This window comes from Cryobacterium sp. HLT2-28 (genome assembly GCF_004402495.1).
GTDB classification, from domain to species: Bacteria; Actinomycetota; Actinomycetes; order Actinomycetales; family Microbacteriaceae; genus Cryobacterium; species Cryobacterium mannosilyticum.
On sequence record NZ_SOFH01000016.1, the window covers coordinates 63,788 to 87,639 of the forward strand.

A 23,852-nucleotide genomic window follows, 5' to 3' on the forward strand; every position below is an offset into this window, starting at 1 on the left:
ACGCTGGCCCTCGGTGGTGGTTTCCCAACGCGAGTGGCAGCATCCGCGGCTGGTGAATTTCTACTGGTGGCCAGCTCGAGCACAGTGTGACGCACCGGTTTCCGGTTGAGCAATCAGCCGAACGGCGCTCACGGGCAGTGTAGTTCTGCCGTTGCCTGCTCAGACGCCCCACTCGCGCGCCATCCGGGCAAACGAGTCTAAACAAAGGAGAGAACCCCCATATGGAGGGTCCAGAAATCACGTTCGCCGAAACCGTTATCGACAACGGCAAGTACGGCACGCGCACCATCCGCTTCGAAACCGGCCGTCTCGCCCAGCAGGCGCAGGGCTCGGCCGCCGCGTACATCGACGAAGAGACCATGCTGCTCTCCGCGACGAGCGCGAGCAAGCAGCCGAAGGAGAACTTCGACTTCTTCCCGCTGACCATCGATGTCGAGGAGCGTATGTACGCTGCCGGCCGCATCCCGGGCAGCTTCTTCCGTCGCGAAGGTCGCCCGTCGACCGAGGCGATCCTCACCTGCCGCCTGATCGACCGGCCGCTGCGCCCGTCGTTCGTCGACGGACTCCGCAACGAGATCCAGGTTGTCGTGACCGTGCTGGCCATCGCGCCCGACGAGTACTACGACGTGCTCGCGATCAACGCGGCGTCGATGTCGACCCAGCTCGCCGGCCTCCCGTTCTCCGGTCCGATCGGTGGCGTCCGCGTCGCCCTCATCCCCGACGAGCACGGCTCCGGCCAGTGGGTCGCGTTCCCCAAGCACTCGCAGATCGTCGACGCCGTGTTCAGCATGGTCGTCGCCGGCCGCGTGGTGACCGACGCCACCGGCGCGCAGGATGTCGCGATCATGATGATCGAGGCCGAAGCCACCGACAACGCGTGGAACCTCATCAAGGGCGGCGCCATCAAGCCGAACGAAGAGGTCATCGCCGAGGGCATCGAAGCCTCAAAGCCGTTCATCAAACAGCTCATCGAAGCGCAGCAGAAGGTCGCCGCCTCGGCCGCCAAGCCGACCGGCGCCTACCCGGTGTTCCCGTCCTACCAGCCGGCCACCTACGACGCCGTCGCCGCCCTCGCGTACGACCAGCTGAAGGCCGTCTACCAGATCGCCGACAAGATCGAGCGCCAGAACGCGGATGACGCGCTCAAGGCATCCGTCAAGGCAGCCATCGCCGCGAAGGTCGAAGCCGGCGAGCTCGAAGCCGGCTCCAACGCTCAGGTTTCCGCCGCGTACAAGTCGGTCACCAAGCTCGTCGTGCGCTCCCGCGTGCTCAACGAGGGCATCCGCATCGACGGCCGTGGGCTCGCGGACATCCGCCCGCTCGACGCCGAGGTCGCCATCATCCCGCGCGTGCACGGTTCGGCGATCTTCCAGCGCGGCGAGACCCAGATCCTGGGTGTCACCACGCTGAACATGCTCAAGCTCGAGCAGACGATCGACTCGCTGAGCCCGGTCACCAAGAAGCGCTACATGCACAACTACAACTTCCCGCCCTACTCGACCGGTGAAACCGGCCGGGTCGGAACGCCGAAGCGCCGCGAGATCGGCCACGGAGCGCTCGCCGAGCGTGCCCTGGTCCCCGTGCTGCCCACGCGCGAGGAGTTCCCGTACGCCATCCGTCAGGTCTCCGAGGCGCTCAGCTCCAACGGGTCGACCTCGATGGGCTCCGTCTGCGCGTCCACCCTCTCGCTGCTCAACGCCGGAGTGCCGCTGCGCGCCCCGGTCGCCGGCATCGCGATGGGCCTGATCAGCGACACCGTTGACGGGAAGACCCGCTACGCGGCTCTGACCGACATCCTCGGCGCCGAAGACGCCCTCGGCGACATGGACTTCAAGGTCGCCGGCACGAGCGAGTTCGTCACCGCGATCCAGCTGGACACGAAGCTCGACGGCATCCCCGCCTCGGTGCTCGCCGGCGCGCTCACGCAGGCCAGGGATGCTCGTACGACCATCCTCGCCGTGCTGAACGCCGCCATCGACGCCCCCGACGAGATGGCCCCGACCGCGCCCCGCGTGATCAGCGTGCAGATCCCCGTCGACAAGATCGGCGAGCTGATCGGCCCGAAGGGCAAGACGATCAACGGGATCCAGGACGAGACCGGCGCCGACATCTCCATCGAGGAGGACGGCACCGTGTACATCGGCGCCGTCGACGGACCGTCGGCCGAGGCCGCCCGCGCCATGGTCAACTCCATCGCGAACCCGACCAACCCGGAGGTCGGCGAGCAGTTCCTCGGCACCGTCGTGAAGATCGCCGCCTTCGGCGCGTTCGTCTCGCTGCTCCCGGGCAAGGACGGCCTGCTGCACATCAGCGAGGTGCGCAAGCTCGCCGGTGGCAAGCGCGTGGAGAACGTCGAAGACGTGCTCGGCGTGGGCCAGAAGGTCCTCGTGGAGATCACCAAGATTGACGACCGCGGCAAGCTTTCGCTCGCCCCGGTTCTCGAGGAATCGGCCGACGCCGACTCCGAGGACGCATCGGTCACCACCGAGGCGTAGTCTGGTAGTTCTGCCGACAACCTCTCGCCAGGTTAGTCGGTGAGACGGGAAGCCCGTCCTGCTTCTGCAGGGCGGGCTTTTTCGCGCCGGCCCCGCTCGCGGGCGCCCGATCCGGGCTTCGCGGATCGTCCCTGCTCTGCTCGCGGCTCAGGTTGCGGAACTCGGCGCGTCGTGGAGCATGCGCCGGCCTCCGAACGGTGCGCCGCGAGAGGCGCGGATGCCCCGATCGCGACGAACGCGCGGATGCCGGGGAATACTGGGCTAATATGGTTTCGCACCCGCTCCCGTCCCCCCACGGTCGAGCGGGTGTTCTACGTGCGGCTCAGGCGCGGCCCGGAATCACTCGCGGCCCGGAATCACTCGCCGCCCGGAATCACTCGTCGAGGAGTTCGGTGATCGAGCGGAGCATCTCGGGGGACACGTCGCCGAGGGTTCGGGCGGCGAAGCTGACGACCCGCTTCGCCCGCAGTTTCTTCACGAACGCGAGCTGGGCATCCACCCGCTCGGGGATGTCGTCGTCGGAGCCGAGCAGGTAGGCAGGCGGAATCCGGAAGAACTCGGCGATCCCGGTGAGCAGGGCCATATCGGTGACGAGCGGCCCGGTGCCGGCGATCATGTAGGCCCAGCGCGCGCGGGAGAGGGAGAGTCCGTGCTCGGCCAAGCCCTCCGCGATCGCCCGGTAGGTGTACGGAGTGTTCCCCTCGGCGACGACGACGTCGAGCAGCAGAGTGAGCTTGCGGGCGAGTTCCTGCTGGGGGGTCAGCTCGTCGTCGAGTGGCACGGGTGCGGATGTCATGGCTGGGGGCCTCTCAGACGCGTCGTGGGGGGTACGGGGGTGGCCGAGGCCGGCGTGGCGCCGCCGGTGGCGGCCGCGGTGAGGCGCCTCGGATGGGTTTCGGTGCGGTCGGCGTGGGTCTGCCGTTCTACCGCGTCGAGGAGGGCGCGTTCGGCCGCGGTGGCCTCCCGCGGGTGGAGAAGCAGGCTGTCGCGCACCTCGACGTAGCGCCGGTAGAGCCTGGCTCCCGGCTCACGCCCGAAGGCGAGGCGCAAGCGCGGCGAGGCCGCCTCGAGGCTGAGTTCGGGGGAGTCCTCGATCAGGCGCTCCCAGAGCGGGGTGATCCGCCAGAGCAGCACGCGATCCCTGCCGGTTCGCCACGCACCGGCCACGGCGTCGACGACGGTCGTGAGGCCCAGGCCGATCGACACGCAGATCGGGGCGGCGAGGAGGGCGGTGAAGTACACGCCGCGCGATGACTCGGTGAAGGTCGAGTGCGGATCCTGGCTCGAGTCAATCGCGCTCCATACGCTGAGCACCGCATAGGTCAGGACGGCCAGGCAGCCCAGGGACACGAAGGCCAGGGAGACCCGGGTCACAATCCGGTGTTGACGGGGATAATCGGCCAGGCAGGCGACCAGGACCGACACGGCGAAGTAGGCCAGGGCGAACCAGGTGGTGATGGCGTAGAGGGTGTAGTCCCAGCGGTCGAAGTCCATCGTGCGAACGTCGCTCGTCAACCGCCAGTCGCTGCCGAAGAACAGCACGGCCTGGGCGCCGATGACGACAATGACGGCGATGACGGTCGACCGCCGGCCGGCCCGGGAAATGCCGCCCTCCGTGGTGGCGAGCTGGACCAGGCTGTTCATCAGCGCGACCGCGATGATCACGGTCGCATGGAAGAGGAAGAACGTCGTGTTCACGCCGCCGAGGACCGCATCGACGGCGTCGTAGACCGGCTGCGGCTGCAGGGTCATCGTCAGGGCGAAGACGGCCAGGAACCAGAACAACAGGCGGCGACGGCCTCGGATGGCCGAGGGCAGGCAGAAGAGTGCGGCGAGCCAGAGGATCGAACAGACGGCGAGTTGGAGGAGGACGATCATCAGAGCACCCGCCCGAAGCCGGTCCGGGGGCCGTTCCGGGCATCCGTGCGGTCGTCCAGCATGATCAGGGCGAGCTCGTCGCCGATGGCCTCGGCGAGGGCCTCCTGCTCGTCGGTGAAGGAGCTCCGGGAGAGTGCGTGCACGATCGCGTCCATCGGGATCAGCGGGGCGAGCAGGGCGACGCGGTCGGCGGTGAGGAGTTCCTTCTCGTGCCGGAGGATCATGTGCCCGTACTCGTGGTTGATGAACTGCTGGCGGTGCACGGCAGACTCCGTCGGCGCGTAGTGCACCCGCTCGAAGTCCTCGCCCGCGATCTCCAGCCACAGGCCGCAGACGCCGGACGTGATCAGGTCGGCGCTGGCGGGGCGGAGGAGGATCTTCCTCTGCCGAACGCCCTCCATGTGCCGGTGGAGCTTCTCGGCGGTGAGCGGGCGCGGCAGGTCGAGCGCCTCGACCAGCCGGCGGGCCCGCTCTCGGCGTTCTTCGCGCATCACGCAATTCCCTACTCGGTGGATCGATGGTCCCAAGGCGTGTCGCCGTGCGTTGGACATGTCTAATTCGTGCTACCGTTGGATTCGGTTGGACATGTCTAGGCTACCGGTTTCCGGAAGCTGCCAGGACCCCTGTACGGCCTGCGCGTCACGTGCCGGACGCAAGTTGGGGGGCGCGTGGTCGTTTGCGTGACGCGGTGCGGTCGGGGTGGGACCGCACCGCGCACCGCATCTCGCCGCCCACGGCGCATCGTGCGCCGACCCGTGGCGGACGGGCGGATCCCTCATCTATTTGAAGACATTATAGATTAGCGATATGCTCAGACGGTGTCGACCACCGGACTGCCCATGGCCCTGCTCAAGGCCGAACTGTTCAAGTCGCTCGGGCATCCCTTGCGCGTGCAGGTGCTCGAGCAGCTGTCCGGCGGCGAGCGCTCCGTCGGGAGCCTGGCCGAGGCGCTCGGTTCGGAGCTCTCGAATCTCTCCCAGCAGCTCGGCGTGCTCCGGCGGGCCGGGGTCGTCGTCACCCGACGCGAGGGCAACACGATCTATTACGGACTGCGCGACCCGATGGTCGCCGAACTGCTCGCCGTCGCCAAGCGGATGCTGGTGGCCACCCTCGAGGACTCCAACGCGCTCCTCCGCACGATCGAACAGGACGTGTCCTGACCGTCGTCACCGGTGGTTACAGGTCGTTCCCGGCGTAGGACTGGTTGAAGCTCTTGTTCACCAGGGGGAAATCGGGCACGATCGTCTCGGCCAGTGCCACCGGCAGGGCCGGCCAGTTGAAGTACGACGGGTCGACGATCTTCACCCGGGTCAGACGGCCGTCGTCGCCCAGTTCGACCCGGTGGCAGATCGTGCCGCGCCAGCCCTCGACCAGGGAAACGCCGGTGCCGGAGCCGACGGGGGCGACCGAGCGGCCGCTGCCCAGCCGGCCGTCCAGGCGGCGGATGAGGTCGGTGGCCACGCTGATCGACACCGCCAGTTCCCCCGCGCGCACCCGGTAGCGCCCGAGCACGTCGCCGCCGGAGTCCGTGACGACGTGGAACGCCTCGCCGAGGTCGACGAACGGGTGGTCGCGGCGGGCGTCGGCGTCGATGCCGGACGCCCTCGCCACGTAGCCGAGGGTGCCCATCGCCTCGGCCTGGCCGGTCGAGAGCGGGGCGGTCCCGGTGAAACGGTCCCGCACGATGGCATGGCCGAGGGTGATCGCGATGATCTCCTGCATGTCCGCCTGCACCTGGGCGAGCACCGCCGGGTCGGGCAGGGCGAGCACCGCTGCGCCGCCGATGGTCAGACCGCCGCGGAGGAAGCGGTGCCCGGTGACCGCCTGGTTCTGGCGGAGCAGGGTCTCCCGCAGCCGCTGGGTGTGCGAGTGCACGATGCCGAAGCCGACGTCGTTGGCCAGCGAGCCGAGGTCGGAGACGTGGTTGTAGATGCGCTCGAGTTCGAGCAGGAGCGCGCGCAGCATCCGGTCCTCCTCGGACACCTCGATCCCGGCGGCGGCCTCGACGGCCATCAGGCAGGCCACGGTGTGGCCGGCCACGGTGTCGCCGGTGACCTGCTCGGCCAGTTCGACCGCGTCTTCCGGCCGGCGGCCCTCGAAGAGCCGCTCGACACCGCGGTGCATGTACCACTGGCGGGCCTCCATCCGCACGATGGTCTCGCCGACGACCGAGAACCGGAAATGGCCGGGGTCGATGATGCCCGCGTGGATCGGGCCGACCGCGATCTCGTAGACGCCGGGACCCTCGACCTCGACGAACGGGAACGACTCGGTGTCGGGCAGGAACTCGGGGGTGACCCGGGCGCCGCGGCGCATCGGGTACCAGCCGCGCGGCCAGTGGCCGTGGCGCACCAGGCGGAACGGCTGCGGGTGGTCGGCCGGACGCACCCCGAACAGGTCGCGCATTCCGCGTTCGAAGTTGCCGGCCGGGTAGGAGAGATCGGCCAGGCTCGGCACCCAGGCGTCGTCGTAGGGGACCGGCACGACCAGGTCGACCTGGCGTCGCGGGTAGACCGCCGCGAAGGAGTAGACCACCCGCAGCGCGTCGCCGTCGTCGTGGCAGGTGATGATCGCGAGCCGGTTGCCGTCGGCGAGCACGGCGGCGGCCGTCTCACGCAGGTCGTCGCGGGTGAGCAGGCGCACATCGGGTGCGCCTGCGGCCGCCGGGTTCGGGCCCGCGGTCGGTGTCGGGCCTGCGGTCGGTGGGTTCGGGCCGGCGGTCGGCGTCGGGTCGGGTGTCGTCACTGGGCTCCTCCCAGAACCGCGGCCGCGCGCGCCAGGAGCGTGCCGACCGGCTCGGCGATGAAGGCCACCACGGCGGTGGTGGCCAGGGCGAGGATGAGCGGCAGGCGCGGTCCGTGCGCCGACCGGTCCGGCGCCGCGCGGACGGCGATGGTGCCTGCCGGGACGGTGCCTGCCGGGTCGGTTCCCGGCAGGGCGGGGCCCGCCGGGTCGGTGCCGGGAGCGGCAGCCGGGGCGCCGATCGTCATCGCGACGGTCAGCCGGGTGAGGGCTGCGAAGATGACGAGCAGCAGCACGAGCGCGATGCCGACGACGACTCCCATCCCGGTGCCGAAGCCGGCGACGATGATGCCGACCTCGGAGAAGAAGATGCTGAACGGGGGGAAGCCGACCAGGGCCGCCATGGCGATCAGCCACGGAACGGCCAGGCCGGGGCGACGCACGAGAAGTGCCCGCACGTCGTCGATCCGGGGGGTGCCCTCCACTTCGAGGATGCGGCCGGAGAGCACGAACAGGGTCGCCTTGGTCAGGCCGTGGCCGAGCACGTAGAGCAGCACGGCCGGCAGGGCGGCGGGGCCGATCGCGGCTCCCACGGCCATCATCCCCATGTGCTCGATGCTGGAGTAGGCCAGCATCCGTTTGAAGTCGCGCTGGCGGATCAGGAGGGCGGCGGCCACGAACAGGGAGAGCAGGCCGCCGACGCTGAGCATCACCCGGAGGAAGTCCGGCCCGATCACCGCGTCGGTGATGGTCTGGATGCGCAGGATGGCATAGAGGGCCACCGCGAGCAGCACGCCGCTCATCAGGCCCGACACCGGCGCCGGGGCCTGGCTGTGCGCGTCGGGCAGCCAGCTGTGCATGGGCGCGAGTCCGGCCTTGGTGGCGAAACCGAGCACGGCCAGCGCGCCGCCCGCCCGGATCAGCGCCGGGTCGAGCGGCAGGTCGGTGCGGCTGAGCACCAGCCAGGACAGGGTCGGCTCGCCGGTGCCGCGCGAGGCGGCGTAGATGAGCACGATCCCGAGCAGGGCGATGGCGACGCCCACGGAGCCGAGGATGACGTATTTCCAGGCCGCCTCCAGCGACGACCGGGTGCGGTGGTGACCGACCAGGAAGGCGGTGGTGATCGTGGTGGCCTCGACCGCGGCCCACATCAGGCCGATGTTGTCGGCCAGGACGGCGAGGGACATCGCGGCCAGGAACACCGAGATCAGGGCGTCGTAGGAGCCGGCGAACCGGCCGGGGGCTTTCTCGGTGTGGCCCAGCCCGCCCCAGGTCGACACGAGGCCGACCGCCCCGACGACGGTGAGCATGTACGCGGAGAGAGCGTCCGCGCGGAGCAGGCCGCCGCCGAGGCTGGGGACCTGCCCGTCGAGCACGGCGCCGACCAGCAGTAGACCGGAGAGCAGCACGGCAGTGCTGGATGCGATGGGGCCGAGGCGACCGAGCGGGCGGGCGCCGCCGGTGAGGCTGAGCGCGGCGAGGACGGCCGGAACGGCCAGGGGGGTCCAGAGGGCGAAATTCATCAGTCGTGCAACTTTCTGAGCTGATCAATGTCGGTGTTGCCGAACTTGTTGCGCATCCGGCCGGCGAAGACGTAGAGGATCACGACGACAAGCAGCACGTCCAGGGAGATCCCGAGTTCGAGGAACAGGGGAACCCCGCCGGAGGTGAGGAACGCGACCGTGGCGATGCCGTTGTCGAGCACGAGGAAGCCGATCAGCTGCGACCCGGCCTGCCGCCGGGTGATCAGCAGCAGGAACCCGATCAGCACCATCGCCAGTCCGATCGGGGCGGCGTGGGCCGAGATGCTGGTGTCGCCGCTGAGCAGCCGGCTGGCGACGACGTAGCTGAGGATGGTCAGCAGCGCCACGGTGAGCAGGCCGGCCGTCGGGTTCAACCGCGGCGCCTCATCAGTGCGGGTGGTGGCGCGGGTCTCGTGGGCGAGCACCCAGGGCAGGGCCATCCCCTTGACCAGCAGCACGAGGACGGAGACGATGATGACCTCCGCCTCGCCCTCCTCGAGGCCGATCACGGCCACCAGAGCGGCCAGCGCGAAGCCCTGCACGCTGAGCAGGCGGATCGAGGCGAGCAGGGAATGCCGCCAGACCATCAGGGCGCTGGTCAGCAGCAGCGCGCCGGTGCAGAGGCCGATCAGCTGGGGGAAGACGGTGGCGAACACGGATGCTCCTAAGCGACCAGGTAGGAGGCGGTCACGGCGAGCAGGGCGAGGGCGAACGACCCCGCCAGCAACTCGGGCACCCGGAACAGGCGCACCTTGGCGAGGAAGACCTCGCCCACGCTCAGGGCGACGCCGAGGAGGAGGATCTTCGCGGTGACGGCGCCCAGTCCGACCAGCACGCCGGGCAGGGAGAAATCGGTCAGCACACCCCACGGCAGGATCAGGTTGCTGAGCAGGCCGAGCAGGGCGGCGAGCTTGAGCCAGGAACCCAGCTCCAGCCAGGCCAGGTCGCGCCCGGAGGCCTCCAGCACCATGGCCTCGTGCAGCATGGTCAGCTCGAGGTGGGTGGAGGGATTGTCGATGGGCAGCCGGCTGGTCTCGGCCATGATGGCGATGGCCAGGGCGACCATGGCCAGCAGGCTGACCGGCGAGATGATCACGGCCGGGTTCTGCAGCCGGGTCTCCACGATCAGGGAGAGGGTGGAGGTGCCGGCCGGGATCGACAGCGCGTAGACCGCGAGGAGCAGGGTCGGTTCGACCAGGGCGGCCACGGTCATGTGCCGGCTGGAGCCCATGCCGCCGAACGCGGTTCCCGCGTCCAGGCCGACCAGGGCCAGGGCCACCACGCCGATCAGCATGATCGAGACGATGACGAACAGGTCGCTCGGCACCAGGGGCAGCGGGAGCGTGCCGACCAGCGGCAGCAGCACGCAGAGCAGCAGGCTGGAGACGAGAAGGGTGACCGGGCCGGCCGCGAGCATCCAGCTGCTGTCGCTCGCGCGCACCGGGTCCTTGGCCACGAGCTTGCGCACGTCGCGCCACGGCTGCCAGATGCCGGAGCCCGCGCGGCCCTCGAGCCGCGCCCGCACCTGGCGCATCACGCCGATCAGCAGGGGCGAGAGGAACACGAAGAGAACCAGCTGCAGCAGGGCGATCGCGATCGCCGGGATCACAGGGACACCACGATCAGCACGACGAGCAGGGCGACGAAGGAATAGGACAGGTAGCGGTGGATGCTGCCGTTCTGCGCCCGGCGGGCCAGGACGCCGAAACGCTGGGCGAGGCCGAGCACCGGGCGGTAGAACCGGGTCTCGATCACGTCGGAGACGCTCTGCTCGACGTGCACGCGTTCGACGAGGTAACGGGACTCGCCGACGTGGGTGACCTCGACGTCGCGGGTGGGCCGGAGCACGTCGTCGAAGACGCGCACCAGGGGCTCGGCGTAGGAGGTTGCCGTGTACTGCATCCGCGGCCGCAGCCGGGAGCCGCCGCCCGCCCACGGCAGGGGCGACACCCGGGTGGGATGCCGCCGGGCCGAGATGAGGATGGCCGCCAGCACCGGCACGAGCACGAGCGCGGCGAGGGCGACGAAGGTGGTCGGGTCCAGGACCACGTCGATCCCGCGGGCGTCGACGCCCGCCAGCCCGATCGTGCGCACATCGGGGGTGAACGCCGGGCCGACGGCCGAGGCGAGGGCCTCGGTGAGCGGTCCGGGCAGCAGGCCGAGGCCGATCACGAGGAGGGCGCCGATGATGAGCGGGATGCGCATGATCAGGGGGACCTCACGGGCCGCCGTCGCCTGCGCGGAGCGGGGGCGGGCCAGGAACGCGATGCCGTACGCCTTGACGAAGGTGAGCAGGGCGAGCCCCGCGGTGAGGGCGATCACGGCCACGGCCAGCGGCATGGCCACGGACGAGGTGACGGAGACGACTTCCCCGCCGACCCGGGAGCCGTGTACGAGGGCCTGGAGCAGCATCCACTCGGCCACGAATCCGCTGGTCACCGGCAGGGCGGCGGCGCCGAGGGCGGCCGCGCCGAACGCGCCGGCGGTCCAGGGCATGCGGCTGCCGAGCCCGCCGAGCCGGTCGAGGTTCATCTCCCGGGTGGAGCGGGCCACGGCGCCGGCGCCGAGGAACAGGGTGGCCTTGAACGCGGCGTGGCTGACCATGAGCAGCAGGGCGGCGAGGAGCGCGGCGTCGGCGGCTCCGGTGGCGTGGTCGCCGCGCAGGAGCACGGAGGCGCCCAGGCCGAGGAAGACCAGACCCATGTTCTCGGTCGTGGAGTAGGCCAGCAGCACCTTGAGGTTGCTCGCCACCGAGGCCTGCAGGATCCCGTAGAGGGCTGAGACGGCGCCGAGCGCCATGATCAGCACCCCCCACCAGGCCGGGCCGTTCGGCAGCAGGCGCACGCAGACCAGGAGGGCCCCGTAGACGCCGATGTTCACCATGGCGCCGCTCATCGCGGCGGCGACGTGACCGGGGGCCTCCGGCAGCACCCGGGGCACCCAGACGTGCAGGGGCACGAGTTCGGCCTTGCCGCCGAAGCCGAGCAGGAGCAGCACGAAGGCGAGGCTCGCCTGCCAGGATGCCGGATCCAGGGTCGCGAGCGCGGCGAATCCGGTCCCGCCGGTGGCGCCGGCCAGCACGGCGAAGCCGGCCAGCACGAAGAAGAAGCTCAGCTGGCTCATCGCCGAGTACCAGACCAGGGCGGACGCGACCGTGCCGCGGGTGGCGTGGTGGGCCAGCAGGAGCGCCGTCGACCCCAGCGTCATGATTTCCCAGAACAGCAGGAAGGACACCACGTCGGTGGCGGCCGGCACGAGCTGCATCCCGAACAGGAACACGGCCATCGAGGCCCAGGCGGTGCGGGAGGCCGAGGCGACCCGGGCGGAGCCGATCCCGAACAGCGACGCCAGCACGCCGACCACCGACACGACCACCATGACGAGGCCGCCGAGCCGGTCGGGGGAGAGCACGAGAGGGTCCATCGGCAGGGCGGTGGGGATGGTGAGCGCCCCGCGACCGCCGGTGAGGGCGATGGCGCCGGTGATGACCCCGGCGGCGGCGAGCAGGGCGCAGAGGATGCCGCTCACCCGCGAGCGCCACCGGGCGGACGGCACCAGCAGGGCGGACGCGACCGCCGCGGCGAGCAGGGCGACCTGGCCGAGCATCCCGGCCTCGACGGGCGTCATCGACCAGTCATCCGGCGCAGGGCCTCGACGATGAGGTCAGGGGCGGGCGGGTTGCCCGGCACGGAGAGGTCGACGTCGACGAATTCGGACACGGGGCCGGCGATCCCGTACCCCTCCGCGAAGACGCCGCCGGTGATGGCGCAATCGCCCACGGCGATCACGAAGCGCGGGGTCGGGGTGGCGTCGATCGTGCGTCGCAGCGGTTCGATCATGTTGCGGGTCACGGCTCCGGTGATCAGGAGCACGTCGGCATGCCGCGGCGATGCCACAAGACGGATGCCGTACCGCTCCACGTCGTAGACCGGGCCGAAGGCGCTCGCGACCTCCTGGGCGCAGTCGTTGCACCCGCCGGCGTTGATGAACCGCACCTGCACGCTGCCGCCGAAGACCTCGGCTCCGGCGAAGAGCGTCGGGGCCGGCGGGGCCGGTTCGGCGATGCGCCCGCTCTGCCGGATGAGGCGGGCCAGGCGCGAGACGCTCACGTCAGGCCCCGGTGATCGTGCGGATGCTGGCGGTCATCGCGTTCTCGGTTCTCGCTGCGGGCGGTGCGTTCGGCGCCGGCCCTGACTCGACAGTAGCAGCGCGGACCCGGCGGGCATCAGGTCGAATCGCGCGCTAAACATCATTACTTCTTTATATACCTATATGATGAATTTATCAAATAGATGCGCGGGCGCCGGCTGGCGGGGGAGCCTCGCCGGGAACGGGCGGCGGGCCACCCGCCCGGGCGCCGCGGGGGCTAGGAGTCCGGGCGGTTGGCGCCGGAGTCGCGTCCGGCGCGCTCGAGCAGCGGCGTGACCCGAAAGGGGATGAGCTCGCCCATCGCGAGCGACGTCTCGGTGCGCTCGACGCCGTCGCAGGCGAGGATGGTGCCGTCGATCCGGAACAGGTCGTCGGCATCCGTGCAGACCACCCGCACCAGCAGGTCGGTCGATCCGCTCATCCCGTGCGCCTGCACGATCTCGGGGATGAGGGTGAGCTCGGCGATGATCTGCGTAAGCCGTTTCTGCTGCACGTGCACCTCGATGAAGGCCGTCAACGGGTAGCCGAGGGCGACCGGGTTGATCCGGCGGTCGAAGGAGAGGAACGCGTTGGATTCCTCGAGCCTGGCCATCCGCGCCTGCACGGTGTTCCGGGACAGTCGGAGTTGCTGCGCGAGGGCGACGAAGGTGCTGCGCGGATCGACGCACAGGGCGCGGAGCAGCTGCAGGTCGACTCTGTCCAGACTGTGCATAGTGCACGAGATTAGCACGCCGGTTGGTCCCTGAATAGAGCAGAATGCCCAGTCTCAAACGGGATGGTTGTGCTCTGTGCCGCATGACCGTACGCTCGGTGCAACTTCGGCAACGACGCTGGGAGCGGCTCACCATGTCAGAATCTTTCCCGGGGGAAAACCCCGTCACTTTCTTACAACTCGTCTCACCTGAGGGTGTGCGGGTGGCTTCGGAAACAGCCGATCCCTGGCTCGACGATGTCTCGGGGGCCGACCTCGTCGCCCTCTACCAGGACATGGTCGTGGTGCGGCGGATCGACACCGAGGCCACGGCGCTGCAGCGCCAGGGGGAGCTCGGCCTCTGGCCGCCGCTGCTCGGCCAGGAGGCAGCCCAGATCGGTTCGGCCCGCGCCCTGCGGGCGGACGACTTCGTCTTCACCAGCTACCGCGAGAACGCGGTGGCCTGGTGCCGCGGGGTCGGCCTCACCGACATCGTGCGGGTGTGGCGCGGCAACGCACAATCCGGCTGGGATCCGTACTCCGTCGGGATGGCCACCCCGGCGATCATCATCGGCGCCCAGACCCTGCACGCGACGGGCTGGGCCCTCGGCGCCCAGCACGACGGCACGGACTCGGTGGCCGTGGCCTACTTCGGCGACGGCGCCACGAGCGAGGGCGACGTGAGCGAGGCGCTCGTCTTCGCCGCCAGCTTCCAGGCCCCGGTGATCTTCTTCTGCCAGAACAACCAGTGGGCGATCTCCGAACCGGTCGGCCTGCAGTCCCGGGCGAACCTGGTCGACCGGGCCCTCGGCTTCGGCATCCCCGGCATCCGGGTCGACGGGAACGACGTGCTCGCCGTGCTCGCGGCCACCCGGATGGCTCTCCACCGCGCCCGCACCGGCGGCGGACCCACCTTCATCGAGGCGGTCACCTACCGGATGGGCCCGCACACCACGGCCGACGACCCCACCCGTTACCGGCCCGCCGCCGAACTGGAGGAGTGGAGGGCGAAGGACCCGATCCTGCGCCTGGAGCGGCTGCTCGACTCGCTCGGGCTGCTCAGCAGCGAGCTCGCCGACCAGACCAGGGGGCTCGCGGATGCCGCCGCCGCCGAGCTGCGGGCCGGCTGCATCGGCCTGGCCGACCCCGAGCCGCTCACGGTCTTCGACCACGTCTTCGCCACCCCGAACGCCACGCTCGACCGGCAGCGCGCCGAGTACGCCCACTATCTCGCAAGTTTCGACTCCACCGGAGGGAAGGCCTGATGACCATGACGACCATGATGAGGCCGGCGGCATCCGCCCTGCTCGGCCAGACGAGCGGCTCGGGCGGCTCCGCCCCGCGCCCGGGCGAGAGCCTGCCGGGCGCCCCGCTCAGCACTCCCGTTCCGCTGGCCGGCACGACCACGCTGACCATGGCCAAGGCCATCAACGCGGGGCTCCGCCAGGCCATGCTCGACGACCCGAAGGTGGTGCTGCTCGGCGAGGACATCGGCCTGCTCGGCGGCGTGTTCCGGGTGACCAGCGACCTGCTCGCCGAGTTCGGCGCCCGCAGGGTGATCGACACACCACTGGCCGAGTCCGCGATCATCGGCACCGCGGTCGGCCTGGCCTACCGCGGCTACCGCCCGGTCTGCGAGATCCAGTTCGACGGTTTCATCTTCCCCGGCTTCGACCAGATCGTCAGCCAGGTGGCCAAGCTGCACTACCGCACCCAGGGGCGGGTGAGCATGCCGATCACCATCCGGGTTCCCTTCGGCGGCGGAATCGGCGCCGCCGAGCACCACTCCGAGTCCCCGGAGGCCTACTTCACCCACACCTCCGGGCTGCGGGTGATCGCGGTCTCCGACCCGCAGGACGCCTACGGGCTCATCCGCCAGGCGATCGCCTCGGACGACCCGGTGCTCTACTTCGAACCCAAGCGCCGCTACCACGTCAAGGGCGAGGTGTCGCCGGAGCTCGGCGCCCCGATGGAGCGCGCCCGGGTCGTGGCCGCCGGCACCGACGTCACCCTGCTGTGTTACGGGGCACTGGTGAGCACCGCGAAGGATGCCGCGCTCGCCGCCGACGACGAGGGCGTGTCGATCGAGGTCATCGACCTGCGCTCGCTCTCCCCGGTGGACTACGAGACCGTCGAGGCATCCGTTCGGAAGACCGGCCGGCTCGTCATCACCCACGAGGCCGCCCGCTCAGGCGGCCTCGGTGGGGAGATCGCCGCCGTCGTCACCGAGCGCTGCTTCGACTACCTCGAGGCCGCCCCGGTGCGCGTCACCGGCTTCGACATCCCGTATCCGCCGGCGAAGCTGGAGAGCCACCACCTGCCCGACCTGGACCGGATCCTCGACGGCGTCGACCGCGCCCTGGGGCGGCAGCGATGATCAAGGTGTTCCGGCTTCCCGACCTCGGAGAGGGGCTGACCGAGTCCGAGATCGTGGCCTGGCGGGTGTCTCCCGGCGACACGGTCGAGCTGAACCAGCTCATCGCCGACGTGGAGACCGCCAAGGCCGTCGTCGAGCTACCGTCGCCGTTCGCCGGGGTCGTCACCCAACTCCACCAGCAGCCGGGAACGGTCGTGCACGTCGGCGAGCCGATCGTCTCGTTCGAGGTGGCGAGTGCCGAGCCGGCCGAACCGGCGGGCGGCACGCCCGGCCAGGCGGATGCCGCGGCTCCGGCCGAGCCGGCCGAGGAGCGCGAGGCCGTGCTCGTCGGCTACGGCGCGGCCCCCGAGCGTTCGGGCCGGCCGCACCGGCGGGCCCGCTCGGGATCTGCGGATGCGGGCGGGCAGGCTGCCGAGGCGCCTGCCTCGGCTGAGCCCACCGATGTGGAGCCCACCGCCGTTGAGACGGCCGCCACGGAGACGGCCGCCACGGAGACGGCCGCCATGGAGCGAATCGCCGTTGAGCCCAGCGAGCCCGCTGCGGCCCGGCCCCGATCGACCCCGCCCGTGCGCGCCCTCGCCCGGGTGCTCGGCGTGGACCTGTCCCACCTCACCGGCACCGGACCGACCGGCCTGATCACCAGGGAAGACGTGCGCGCCCAGCTCGCCCGGCCCGCGGAGGCGCCCGACGGGACCGAAACCGGCGCCCCTGTCCCGGCACCCGGCCCGGGGCAACGGGAGACCCGCAGTCCCATCCGGAGCGTGCGCAAGCACACCGCCGCGGCCATGGTGCGGAGCGCCTTCACCGCCCCGCACGTCACCGAATTCCTCACCATCGACGTCACCCCGACCATGGAGCTGATCGACGCGCTGAAGACGAACCGGTCCTTCCAGGGGATGCGCATCGGCATCCTCGCCGTCGTCGCGAAGGCGCTATGCCTCGCCGTCGCCCGCAACCCGGACGTGAACACCCGGTGGGACGAGGCGGCCGGCGAGATCGTGCAGTTCCACCACGTCAACCTGGGCATCGCGGCCGCCACCGCGCGCGGCCTGCTCGTGCCCAACATCCCGGACGCCGGCCGGCTCGGCCTCGCGGACCTGGCCGCGGCGCTCGCCGAACTCACCGAGGCGGCGAGGGCCGGCACGACCAGCGCGGCGTCGCTCCGCGGCGGCACGATCTCGATCACCAACGTCGGCGTCTTCGGCATCGACGCCGGAACGCCGATCCTCAACCCGGGCGAGGCCGCCATCCTGGCCGTGGGCGGCATCCGTCGCCAGCCCTGGGAACATCACGGCGGGATCGCGCTGCGCCAGGTGATGACACTCAGCCTCTCCTTCGACCACCGGCTGGTCGACGGCGAACAGGGCGCCCGGTTCCTGGTCGACATCGGCACCATCCTGTCCGACCCGGCCATGGTCCTCACCATGGTCTAGCCGGTGTTTCCTGGCCGGCGCCGCAGGGGACCCGCGCCGCGGGAGGCCGACCGCGCCAGTTCCGCCGTTGCGCTGCCGGTGTGCCTGGGGCGTTGCGGCGGAACTGGCGCGCTCGGGAATGAGCGGCCGGAACGGGTGCGCTGGCGGCGGTGGCAGACCCCGCACCCGCCGGTCAGCACCGGTTGACCGGCCACGGGTGACGGAGCAGAGTGGGGGTATGAGCCCAGCGAGCACCGTCCTCACCACTGTCCAGACCGAGTCCGTGCTGGCCGGGGGCGCTTTCGTGCACCTGGACGGCACCCTCCACGGCGCGTTCCGGACGGCCGACTTCGCCTCCGCCGCCCGCCTGGTCGCGGCGATCGCCGAGGCGGCGGATGCGGCGAACCACCACCCGGAGGTGCGCCTCGGCTACGGCACCGTCGGCATCCGGCTCCGCTCCCACGACGCCGGCGGAGTGACCGAGCGTGACCTCGCCCTGGCCCTGCGCTGCCAGGAACTCGCCGACGCGGAGGGCGCCGAACGCGCCCGGCCGGCCCCGGCCCGCTACGACGTGGCGATCGACAGCACCGACGCCGACGCGATCCGCCCGTTCTGGCAGGTCGGTCTCGGCTACGTCGAACTGGACACCGCCGACGGCATCGAGCTCGTCGATCCGCGCGGCGATGGCCCGAAGGTCTGGTTCCAGCACATGGAGATCGCCCGCACCGACCGCAACCGGATCCACCTCGACGTGTACCTGCCCACGAGTGACGCCGAGGAGCGGGTGCAGGCGATCATCGAGGCCGGCGGCCTCCTGCTCACCGACGAGCACGCCCCCGACTGGTGGGTGCTGGCGGATGTCGACGGCAACGAGCTCTGCGTCTGCACCACCGTCTACTGACCGGCGGGCACACCCAGGGCGGCGAGCGCCATCTCCTCGAGCACGGGCCGCACGGTGCGCGCCGAGGACGCCTGCATGCTGTGGGGCGTGGAATTGAGCAGCCCGAAGGTGGCCTGGGCACGGATGCGCAGCAGCTTCGCGTCGACCTCGGGGTGCACCTTCCCGAGCAGGCGCACCCACAGCTCCACGTAGCTCCGCTGGAGGGCGCGCACCTCGTGCCGCTCGGCTTCGGCGAGGCTGTCCAGGTCCCGGTCCTGCACCCGGATGACGTCGGGGTTGGCCAGGGCGAAGGCCAGGTGGAAGCGCACCAGCGAGCGGAGCGCCGCCGCGGCATCCGTCGCCGTCGCCACGACCGTCTGGCCGCCCTCGACGAGGTCGGCGCTCGCCCCGACCAGGAGCGCGGCGAGCACGGCCTGCTTGCCGCTGAAGTGCCGGTAGACGGCCGGGCCGCTCACACCGGCGGCCGCGCCGAGATCCTCGATCGACACGCCGTTGAAGCCCGACCGGGCGAACAGCGCCGCGGCCGCCTCGAGCAGGGCCTGGCGCCGGTCGGCCTTCGCCCGGCTCCGCGGCGTGGGCGGTGGCGCGGGCGAAGGTGAGTGCGCGGGCTGCGCGGCGGGTGGAATGGCGGGCGGAACGGCGGTGGCCACGGGCGGCTCCTTTCCGGCAGGGTCTGGACTTCTCAGTTACGAACCGCTAACCTGAATTTTCGGTTAGGGATCACTAACTGTATCGGATGTCCGGCGAACTGCCTCCCGGTGTGAAACCCGGGTGCCGCGCGGCGGGCACGCTCGAACGGGAAGCTGTCGATGGAGACACTCGCGAGTCGGATCGACCCGACCAGCCCGGCATTCGCCGAGAACGAGGCGGCCCAGCGGGCCCTCGTCGCCGACCTCAGGCAGCGGCTCGCCGTCGCGGCCCTCGGCGGCCCGGAGAAGTCCCGCCAGCGACACCTCGCCCGCGGCAAGCTCCTGCCCCGCGACCGCATCGACACCCTGCTCGACCCGGGCAGCCCGTTCCTCGAGATCGCCCCGCTCGCCGCGAACGGGCTCTACCAGGACGCCAGCCCCGGCGCCGGGATCATCGCGGGCATCGGCCTCGTGCACGGCCGCCCCGTGCTCGTCATCTCCAACGACGCCACCGTCAAGGGCGGCACCTACTACCCGATGACGGTCAAGAAGCACCTCCGGGCGCAGGAGATCGCCCTCGAGAACCGGCTGCCGTGCGTCTACCTGGTCGACTCCGGCGGAGCGTTCCTGCCGATGCAGGACGACGTCTTCCCCGACCGCGACCATTTCGGCCGTATCTTCTACAACCAGGCCCGGATGTCCGCGGCGAAGATCCCGCAGATCGCGTCCGTGATGGGCTCCTGCACCGCCGGCGGCGCCTACGTGCCCGCGATGAGCGACGAGACGGTTATCGTGCGCGGGCAGGGCACCATCTTCCTCGGCGGCCCGCCGCTGGTGAAGGCGGCCATCGGCGAGATCGTCACCGCGGAGGAGCTCGGCGGCGGAGAACTGCACGCGAAGACGTCCGGCGTCACCGACCACCTCGCCGAGAACGACCGGCACGCCCTGCAGATCGTGCGCGACATCGTCGAAACCCTGCCTCGCCCCCTCGCCCCGGCCTGGGCCGTGCGGCCCGTCGTCGCCCCCGCGGCCGACGAGGCGGAGCTCTACGGTGTCGTGCCCGTCGACGTGCAGGGCCGCTACGACGTGCACGAGGTGATCGCCCGGCTCGTCGACGGCAGCGAGTTCCACGAGTTCAAGAAGGAATACGGCAGCACCCTGATCACCGGCTTCGCGCACCTGTACGGCCACCCGGTCGGCATCGTCGCCAACAACGGCGTGCTGTTCTCCGAGTCGGCGCAGAAGGGCGCCCACTTCATCGAACTCTGCGACCAGCGCGGCATCCCGCTGATCTTCCTGCAGAACATCTCCGGCTTCATGGTCGGGCGGGACTACGAGGCAGGCGGCATCGCCAAGAACGGCGCCAAGATGGTCACCGCGGTCGCCACCGCCCGGGTGCCCAAGCTCACCGTCGTGATCGGCGGCTCCTTCGGCGCCGGCAACTACTCGATGTGCGGCCGGGCATACTCGCCGCGGTTCCTCTGGATGTGGCCCGGCAGCCGCATCTCGGTGATGGGCGGGCCGCAGGCGGCCTCCGTGCTCGCCACCGTGAAACGCGAGCAGCTCGAGGGCGCCGGCGAGGAGTGGCCGGCGGAGGCGGAGGCCAGGTTCAAGGCGCCGATCATCGAGCAGTACGACCACCAGGGCAGCCCGTACTACTCCACGGCCCGGCTCTGGGACGACGGCGTCATCGACCCGGCCGACACCCGCACGGTGCTCGGCCTCGCCCTCGGCGTCGTCGCCGCCACCCCGCTGCCCGAGACCGCCCTCGGTCTCTTCCGGATGTGACCGCCATGACAACCTTCGACACCGTGCTCGTCGCCAACCGCGGCGAGATCGCCTGCCGCATCATCCGCACCCTGCGCAGGCTCGGCATCCGTTCGGTCGCCGTCTACAGCGACGCCGACCGCGGCGCCCGGCATGTGGCGCTGGCGGATGTCGCGGTGCGGCTCGGCCCCGCCCGGGCCCAGCTCAGCTACCTGGACCAGGGCGCAGTGCTCGCCGCCGCCGCGGCCACCGGCGCGCAGGCCATCCACCCCGGCTACGGCTTCCTCAGCGAGAACCAGGCCTTCGCGCAGGCCTGCGCCGACGCGGGCGTCGTCTTCATCGGGCCGAGCGTGCACGCGCTCACCGTGATGGGCGACAAGATCCGGGCGAAGAACCACGTCGCCGAGTCGGGGGTGCCCGTCATCCCCGGGGTGTCCCTGCCCGGCCAGACCGACGAGCAGCTCATCGCGGCCGCGCCGGGCGTCGGCTACCCGATGCTGATCAAGCCGTCGGCCGGCGGCGGCGGCAAGGGCATGGTGCGGGTCGACCGGCCGGGCGACCTCGCCGAGGCGCTGGTCACCGCCCGCAGGGTGGCGGCGGCCGCCTTCGGCGACGACACCCTCCTGATCGAACGCTTCGTCAGCACCCCCCGGCACATCGAGGTGCAGGTGCTCGCCGACACCCACGGCGGCGTCATCCAGCTCGGCGAACGCGAATGCTCGCTGCAGCGCAGGCACCAGAAGGTGATCGAAGAGGCGCCGTCGCCGCTCCTGGACGCCGCCACCCGGGCCCGGATCGGCGAGGCTGCCTGCGCGGCCGCCCGCAGCGTCGGCTATGCCGGCGCCGGCACGGTCGAGTTCCTCGTCTCCGATGCGGCGCCGGGCGAGTTCTTCTTCATGGAGATGAACACCCGGCTCCAGGTGGAGCACCCGGTCACCGAGATGATCACCGGCATCGACCTGGTCGAGTGGCAGGTGCGGGTCGCCGCGGGGGAGCGACTCGACCACCGGCAGGAGGACGTCGTGCTGACCGGGCATGCGATCGAAGCCCGGGTGTACGCGGAGAACCCGGAGCGCGGGTTCCTGCCGACGACGGGCACCGTGCTCGCGCTCCGGGAGGCGACGGGCGAGGGCATCCGGGTGGACAGCGCGCTCACGGCCGGCCTCGTCGTCTCCGCCGACTACGACCCGATGCTCGCCAAGGTGATCGCCTGGGCTCCCGACCGGGCCGGTGCGCTCGCCCGGCTCGACCGCGCGCTCGCCGACACGCTCGTGCTCGGGCTGCGCACCAACGTCGAGTACCTGAGGTTGCTCGTGCAGGACGCCGACGTGGCCGCCGGCCGCCTCGACACCGGGCTGATCGAGCGCAAGCTCCCCGGGCTCGCCTTCCGCGTCGTCGACGACCATGTGCTCGCGGCCGCCGCCCTGTTCCTGCACCGGGCCGCCTGGGCCGTCCCGCCGGGCGCCGACCTGGCCTGGTCCCGGCCCACCGGGTGGCGGATGGGCCCGCACGTTCCCACCCGGTACGTGCTGGCAACGAACGCGACCGAGTCGGTCACCGTGACGGTCGAGGGGTCCCCGGCCGGGGCATCCGTCTCGATCGCCGGCCGGCCGGCCCTGCCCGCGAGCCTGTCCCCGGCACGCCATCCGGAGGAGGCGTTCGGCGTCGAGGTCGACGGCGTGCTGCGGATGCTCTCCATCGCCGAAGCAGACAACGGCGCCGGCCTCCGGCTCTGGATCGGCGGCGACGGCTTCTCGGTCGACGTCGTGCACCGCACGGGGGCGGAGATCCTGGCCGACGAACTCGCTGGCCTGGGCCAGGTCGCGGGCGCGGCCGGACCCGACGTGCGCACGCCGATGCCGGGCACCGTCGTCGCCGTGCACACGGAAAGCGGCGCCCTCGTCGCCGTCGGGCAGGCCATCCTCACCGTGGAGGCCATGAAGATGGAGCACCAGCTGACCGCGGCCACCGCGGGCATCGTCACCCTCACCCTCAAACCCGGCGACCTGGTCAGACTCGACCAGATCGTCGCCACCGTCACCGCCGCGCCCGATCCGGGCGCGCCAGGGCCGGACACCGCCACCGTCAACGCAGACAAGGGAGCACCACAATGAGTTACGAACTGACCGACGAGAACCGGAAGCTGCAGGCCATGGTGCGCGACTTCGCCGACACGGTCGTCGCTCCCGCCGCCTACGAGTACGACACCAAGCGCGCCCTGCCCTACGGCATCATCGCCGAGATGGGGGAGATGGGCCTGTTCGGCCTTCCCTTCCCGAAGGAGTACGGCGGTCAGGGCCGGGACTACTTTGCCCTCTGCCTCGCGGTCGAACAGCTCGCGCGCGTCGACCAGAGCATCGCCGTGACCCTCGAGGCCGGCGTGGGCCTCGGCATCATGCCGGTGTACCGCCGGGGCACCGAGGAGCAGAAGCAGGAGTGGGTGCCGCGCCTGGCCAGCGGGTCGGCGCTCGCCGCGTTCGGCCTGACCGAGGCGGACGCCGGCTCGGATGCCGCGGGCACGAAGACCACCGCAGCCCTCGAGGGCGGGGACTGGGTGATCAACGGCACCAAACAGTTCATCACCAACTCCGGTTCGGAGATCACCCGGCTGGTCACCGTGACCGCGGTCACCGGCGAAGAGACCCGGCCGGACGGTTCGATCAAGAAGGAGCTGACGGCGATCCTCGTGCCGACGCCCACGCCCGGGTTCACCGCGCTCCCCGCCTACGACAAGGTCGGCTGGCACACCTCCGACACCCACCCGCTCGTCTTCGAGAACGTGCGCGTGCCGGAGGCGAACCTGCTCGGCGAGCGGGGCCGCGGCTTCGCGAACTTCGTGCAGACCCTGGACGAGGGCCGCATCGCCTTCGCCGCGCTCTGCACCGGCGCCGCGGCCGGCTGCCTTGAGGAATCCATCCGCTACGCGAACAGCCGCAACGTGTTCGGCCGGTCGATCGGGTCCAACCAGCACATCGCCTTCAAGATCGCGCGGATGCAGGCGCGCGTGCACACCGCCCGGCTCGCCTGGCAGGACGCGGCCCTGAAAATGGTCGCCGGACAGCCCTTCAAAATGGAGGCATCCATTGCCAAAATGGTGGGCAGCGAAGCCGCCATGGACAACGCCCGCGACGCCACCCAGATCTTCGGCGGCTACGGCTTCATGAACGAGAACCCGGTGGCCAGGCACTACCGCGACTCCAAGGTGCTCGAGCTGGGCGAGGGAACCACCGAGGTGCAGCTCATGGTGATCTCCCGGGCGCTGGGCTTCACGGGTTAGGAAGGGACGAC

At 70.9% G+C, this 23,852-nt stretch carries 20 protein-coding genes; 9 read left to right on the plus strand and 11 right to left on the minus strand.

The genetic code is table 11. The annotated features are described in order from the left end of the window. Window positions 1-221 precede the first annotated feature (221 nt). Window positions 222-2,495: a polyribonucleotide nucleotidyltransferase gene (locus E3O48_RS06400; RefSeq protein WP_134537758.1), complete on the plus strand. Its 2,274-nt coding sequence runs from the start codon at window positions 222-224 to the stop codon at window positions 2,493-2,495. A 373-nt stretch (window positions 2,496-2,868) separates the two neighbouring features. Here the strand turns inward: E3O48_RS06400 and E3O48_RS06405 are convergent, their stop codons facing one another. Genes E3O48_RS06405 through E3O48_RS06415 form a run of 3 tightly spaced genes read right to left on the minus strand, consistent with a single transcriptional unit; the run spans window position 2,869 to window position 4,864 of the window. Beyond that, on the minus strand, window positions 2,869-3,291 hold the full coding sequence (locus E3O48_RS06405) for a hypothetical protein (RefSeq protein ID WP_134510461.1): 423 nt from the start codon (window positions 3,289-3,291) through the stop codon (window positions 2,869-2,871). Then, window positions 3,288-4,373, minus strand: a complete 1,086-nt coding sequence (locus E3O48_RS06410; RefSeq protein WP_134537759.1) for an MAB_1171c family putative transporter — start codon at window positions 4,371-4,373, stop codon at window positions 3,288-3,290. The genes E3O48_RS06405 and E3O48_RS06410 overlap by 4 nt, the downstream gene beginning before the upstream one ends. After that, window positions 4,373-4,864: a hypothetical protein gene (locus tag E3O48_RS06415; RefSeq protein ID WP_134510463.1), complete on the minus strand. Its 492-nt coding sequence runs from the start codon at window positions 4,862-4,864 to the stop codon at window positions 4,373-4,375. The genes E3O48_RS06410 and E3O48_RS06415 overlap by 1 nt, the downstream gene beginning before the upstream one ends. 327 nt (window positions 4,865-5,191) lie before the next feature. Between E3O48_RS06415 and E3O48_RS06420 the strand changes: the two genes are divergently transcribed. Next, window positions 5,192-5,533 carry a metalloregulator ArsR/SmtB family transcription factor gene (locus E3O48_RS06420; protein ID WP_241974979.1) on the plus strand — a complete coding sequence of 114 codons (342 nt, stop codon included), beginning with the start codon at window positions 5,192-5,194 and terminating at the stop codon, window positions 5,531-5,533. A 16-nt stretch (window positions 5,534-5,549) separates the two neighbouring features. On the opposite strand, the gene E3O48_RS06425 is transcribed toward E3O48_RS06420, so the two are convergent. The 7 genes from E3O48_RS06425 to E3O48_RS06455 form a co-directional block, all read right to left on the minus strand. Beyond that, window positions 5,550-7,118 carry an NADH-quinone oxidoreductase subunit C gene (locus tag E3O48_RS06425; RefSeq protein WP_198413034.1) on the minus strand — a complete coding sequence of 523 codons (1,569 nt, stop codon included), beginning with the start codon at window positions 7,116-7,118 and terminating at the stop codon, window positions 5,550-5,552. After that, window positions 7,115-8,638 (minus strand): proton-conducting transporter membrane subunit, encoded by a 1,524-nt coding sequence (locus E3O48_RS06430; RefSeq protein WP_134537760.1) that lies wholly within the window; start codon window positions 8,636-8,638, stop codon window positions 7,115-7,117. The genes E3O48_RS06425 and E3O48_RS06430 overlap by 4 nt, the downstream gene beginning before the upstream one ends. Next, window positions 8,638-9,294, minus strand: coding sequence for a hypothetical protein (locus E3O48_RS06435; protein ID WP_134537761.1), 657 nt, complete (start codon window positions 9,292-9,294; stop codon window positions 8,638-8,640). Before E3O48_RS06435 ends, E3O48_RS06430 begins: the two co-directional genes overlap by 1 nt. An 8-nt stretch (window positions 9,295-9,302) precedes the next feature. Continuing rightward, complete coding sequence (locus E3O48_RS06440; RefSeq protein ID WP_198413035.1) at window positions 9,303-10,247, minus strand: respiratory chain complex I subunit 1 family protein; 945 nt, start codon at window positions 10,245-10,247, stop codon at window positions 9,303-9,305. Then, window positions 10,244-12,265, minus strand: coding sequence for a proton-conducting transporter membrane subunit (locus E3O48_RS06445; protein WP_134537762.1), 2,022 nt, complete (start codon window positions 12,263-12,265; stop codon window positions 10,244-10,246). Before E3O48_RS06445 ends, E3O48_RS06440 begins: the two co-directional genes overlap by 4 nt. Continuing rightward, window positions 12,262-12,747, minus strand: coding sequence for an NADH-quinone oxidoreductase subunit B family protein (locus tag E3O48_RS06450; RefSeq protein ID WP_134537763.1), 486 nt, complete (start codon window positions 12,745-12,747; stop codon window positions 12,262-12,264). Before E3O48_RS06450 ends, E3O48_RS06445 begins: the two co-directional genes overlap by 4 nt. A gap of 257 nt (window positions 12,748-13,004) precedes the next feature. Then, window positions 13,005-13,499: an Lrp/AsnC family transcriptional regulator gene (locus tag E3O48_RS06455; RefSeq protein ID WP_134537764.1), complete on the minus strand. Its 495-nt coding sequence runs from the start codon at window positions 13,497-13,499 to the stop codon at window positions 13,005-13,007. 134 nt (window positions 13,500-13,633) lie between these two features. On the opposite strand from E3O48_RS06455, the gene pdhA reads away from it, so the two are divergent. From pdhA to E3O48_RS06475, 4 genes are all read left to right on the plus strand, one after another. After that, window positions 13,634-14,743 carry a pyruvate dehydrogenase (acetyl-transferring) E1 component subunit alpha gene (gene pdhA / locus E3O48_RS06460; RefSeq protein ID WP_134537765.1) on the plus strand — a complete coding sequence of 370 codons (1,110 nt, stop codon included), beginning with the start codon at window positions 13,634-13,636 and terminating at the stop codon, window positions 14,741-14,743. Between the two features lie 149 nt (window positions 14,744-14,892). Continuing rightward, complete coding sequence (locus E3O48_RS06465) at window positions 14,893-15,855, plus strand: alpha-ketoacid dehydrogenase subunit beta (protein WP_134537822.1); 963 nt, start codon at window positions 14,893-14,895, stop codon at window positions 15,853-15,855. Then, window positions 15,852-17,288 carry a dihydrolipoamide acetyltransferase family protein gene (locus E3O48_RS06470; protein ID WP_134537766.1) on the plus strand — a complete coding sequence of 479 codons (1,437 nt, stop codon included), beginning with the start codon at window positions 15,852-15,854 and terminating at the stop codon, window positions 17,286-17,288. Before E3O48_RS06465 ends, E3O48_RS06470 begins: the two co-directional genes overlap by 4 nt. Window positions 17,289-17,505: 217 nt before the next feature. Beyond that, window positions 17,506-18,168, plus strand: a complete 663-nt coding sequence (locus E3O48_RS06475; protein ID WP_134537767.1) for a VOC family protein — start codon at window positions 17,506-17,508, stop codon at window positions 18,166-18,168. Here the strand turns inward: E3O48_RS06475 and E3O48_RS06480 are convergent. Continuing rightward, window positions 18,162-18,794, minus strand: a complete 633-nt coding sequence (locus tag E3O48_RS06480) for a TetR/AcrR family transcriptional regulator (RefSeq protein WP_134537823.1) — start codon at window positions 18,792-18,794, stop codon at window positions 18,162-18,164. The genes E3O48_RS06475 and E3O48_RS06480 overlap by 7 nt on opposite strands. 183 nt (window positions 18,795-18,977) lie before the next feature. On the opposite strand from E3O48_RS06480, the gene E3O48_RS06485 reads away from it, so the two are divergent. From E3O48_RS06485 to E3O48_RS06495, 3 genes are read left to right on the plus strand one after another with little or no spacing between them, the layout of a single operon-like run. Beyond that, window positions 18,978-20,585: a carboxyl transferase domain-containing protein gene (locus E3O48_RS06485; RefSeq protein WP_134537768.1), complete on the plus strand. Its 1,608-nt coding sequence runs from the start codon at window positions 18,978-18,980 to the stop codon at window positions 20,583-20,585. Window positions 20,586-20,590: 5 nt separating this feature from the next. Then, window positions 20,591-22,678 carry a biotin carboxylase N-terminal domain-containing protein gene (locus tag E3O48_RS06490; RefSeq protein WP_134537769.1) on the plus strand — a complete coding sequence of 696 codons (2,088 nt, stop codon included), beginning with the start codon at window positions 20,591-20,593 and terminating at the stop codon, window positions 22,676-22,678. After that, entirely contained in the window at window positions 22,675-23,841 is a 1,167-nt protein-coding gene (locus tag E3O48_RS06495; RefSeq protein ID WP_134537770.1) for an acyl-CoA dehydrogenase family protein, read from the plus strand. Before E3O48_RS06490 ends, E3O48_RS06495 begins: the two co-directional genes overlap by 4 nt. Window positions 23,842-23,852: the final 11 nt, after the last annotated feature.

Excerpts from the sequence above, each read along its gene's own strand:
- E3O48_RS06490 (WP_134537769.1), top strand. The coding sequence starts at position 20,591 with ATGACAACCTTCGACACCGTGCTCGTCGCCAACCGCGGCGAGATCGCC.
- E3O48_RS06430 (WP_134537760.1), bottom strand. The coding sequence starts at position 8,638 with ATGAATTTCGCCCTCTGGACCCCCCTGGCCGTTCCGGCCGTCCTCGCC.
- E3O48_RS06405 (WP_134510461.1), bottom strand. The coding sequence starts at position 3,291 with ATGACATCCGCACCCGTGCCACTCGACGACGAGCTGACCCCCCAGCAG.
- E3O48_RS06400 (WP_134537758.1), top strand. The coding sequence starts at position 222 with ATGGAGGGTCCAGAAATCACGTTCGCCGAAACCGTTATCGACAACGGC.
- E3O48_RS06465 (WP_134537822.1), top strand. The coding sequence starts at position 14,893 with ATGGCCAAGGCCATCAACGCGGGGCTCCGCCAGGCCATGCTCGACGAC.
- E3O48_RS06410 (WP_134537759.1), bottom strand. The coding sequence starts at position 4,373 with ATGATCGTCCTCCTCCAACTCGCCGTCTGTTCGATCCTCTGGCTCGCC.
- E3O48_RS06415 (WP_134510463.1), bottom strand. The coding sequence starts at position 4,864 with ATGCGCGAAGAACGCCGAGAGCGGGCCCGCCGGCTGGTCGAGGCGCTC.
- E3O48_RS06485 (WP_134537768.1), top strand. The coding sequence starts at position 18,978 with ATGGAGACACTCGCGAGTCGGATCGACCCGACCAGCCCGGCATTCGCC.
- pdhA (WP_134537765.1), top strand. The coding sequence starts at position 13,634 with ATGTCAGAATCTTTCCCGGGGGAAAACCCCGTCACTTTCTTACAACTC.
- E3O48_RS06470 (WP_134537766.1), top strand. The coding sequence starts at position 15,852 with ATGATCAAGGTGTTCCGGCTTCCCGACCTCGGAGAGGGGCTGACCGAG.
- E3O48_RS06475 (WP_134537767.1), top strand. The coding sequence starts at position 17,506 with ATGAGCCCAGCGAGCACCGTCCTCACCACTGTCCAGACCGAGTCCGTG.
- E3O48_RS06445 (WP_134537762.1), bottom strand. The coding sequence starts at position 12,265 with ATGACGCCCGTCGAGGCCGGGATGCTCGGCCAGGTCGCCCTGCTCGCC.
- E3O48_RS06455 (WP_134537764.1), bottom strand. The coding sequence starts at position 13,499 with ATGCACAGTCTGGACAGAGTCGACCTGCAGCTGCTCCGCGCCCTGTGC.
- E3O48_RS06495 (WP_134537770.1), top strand. The coding sequence starts at position 22,675 with ATGAGTTACGAACTGACCGACGAGAACCGGAAGCTGCAGGCCATGGTG.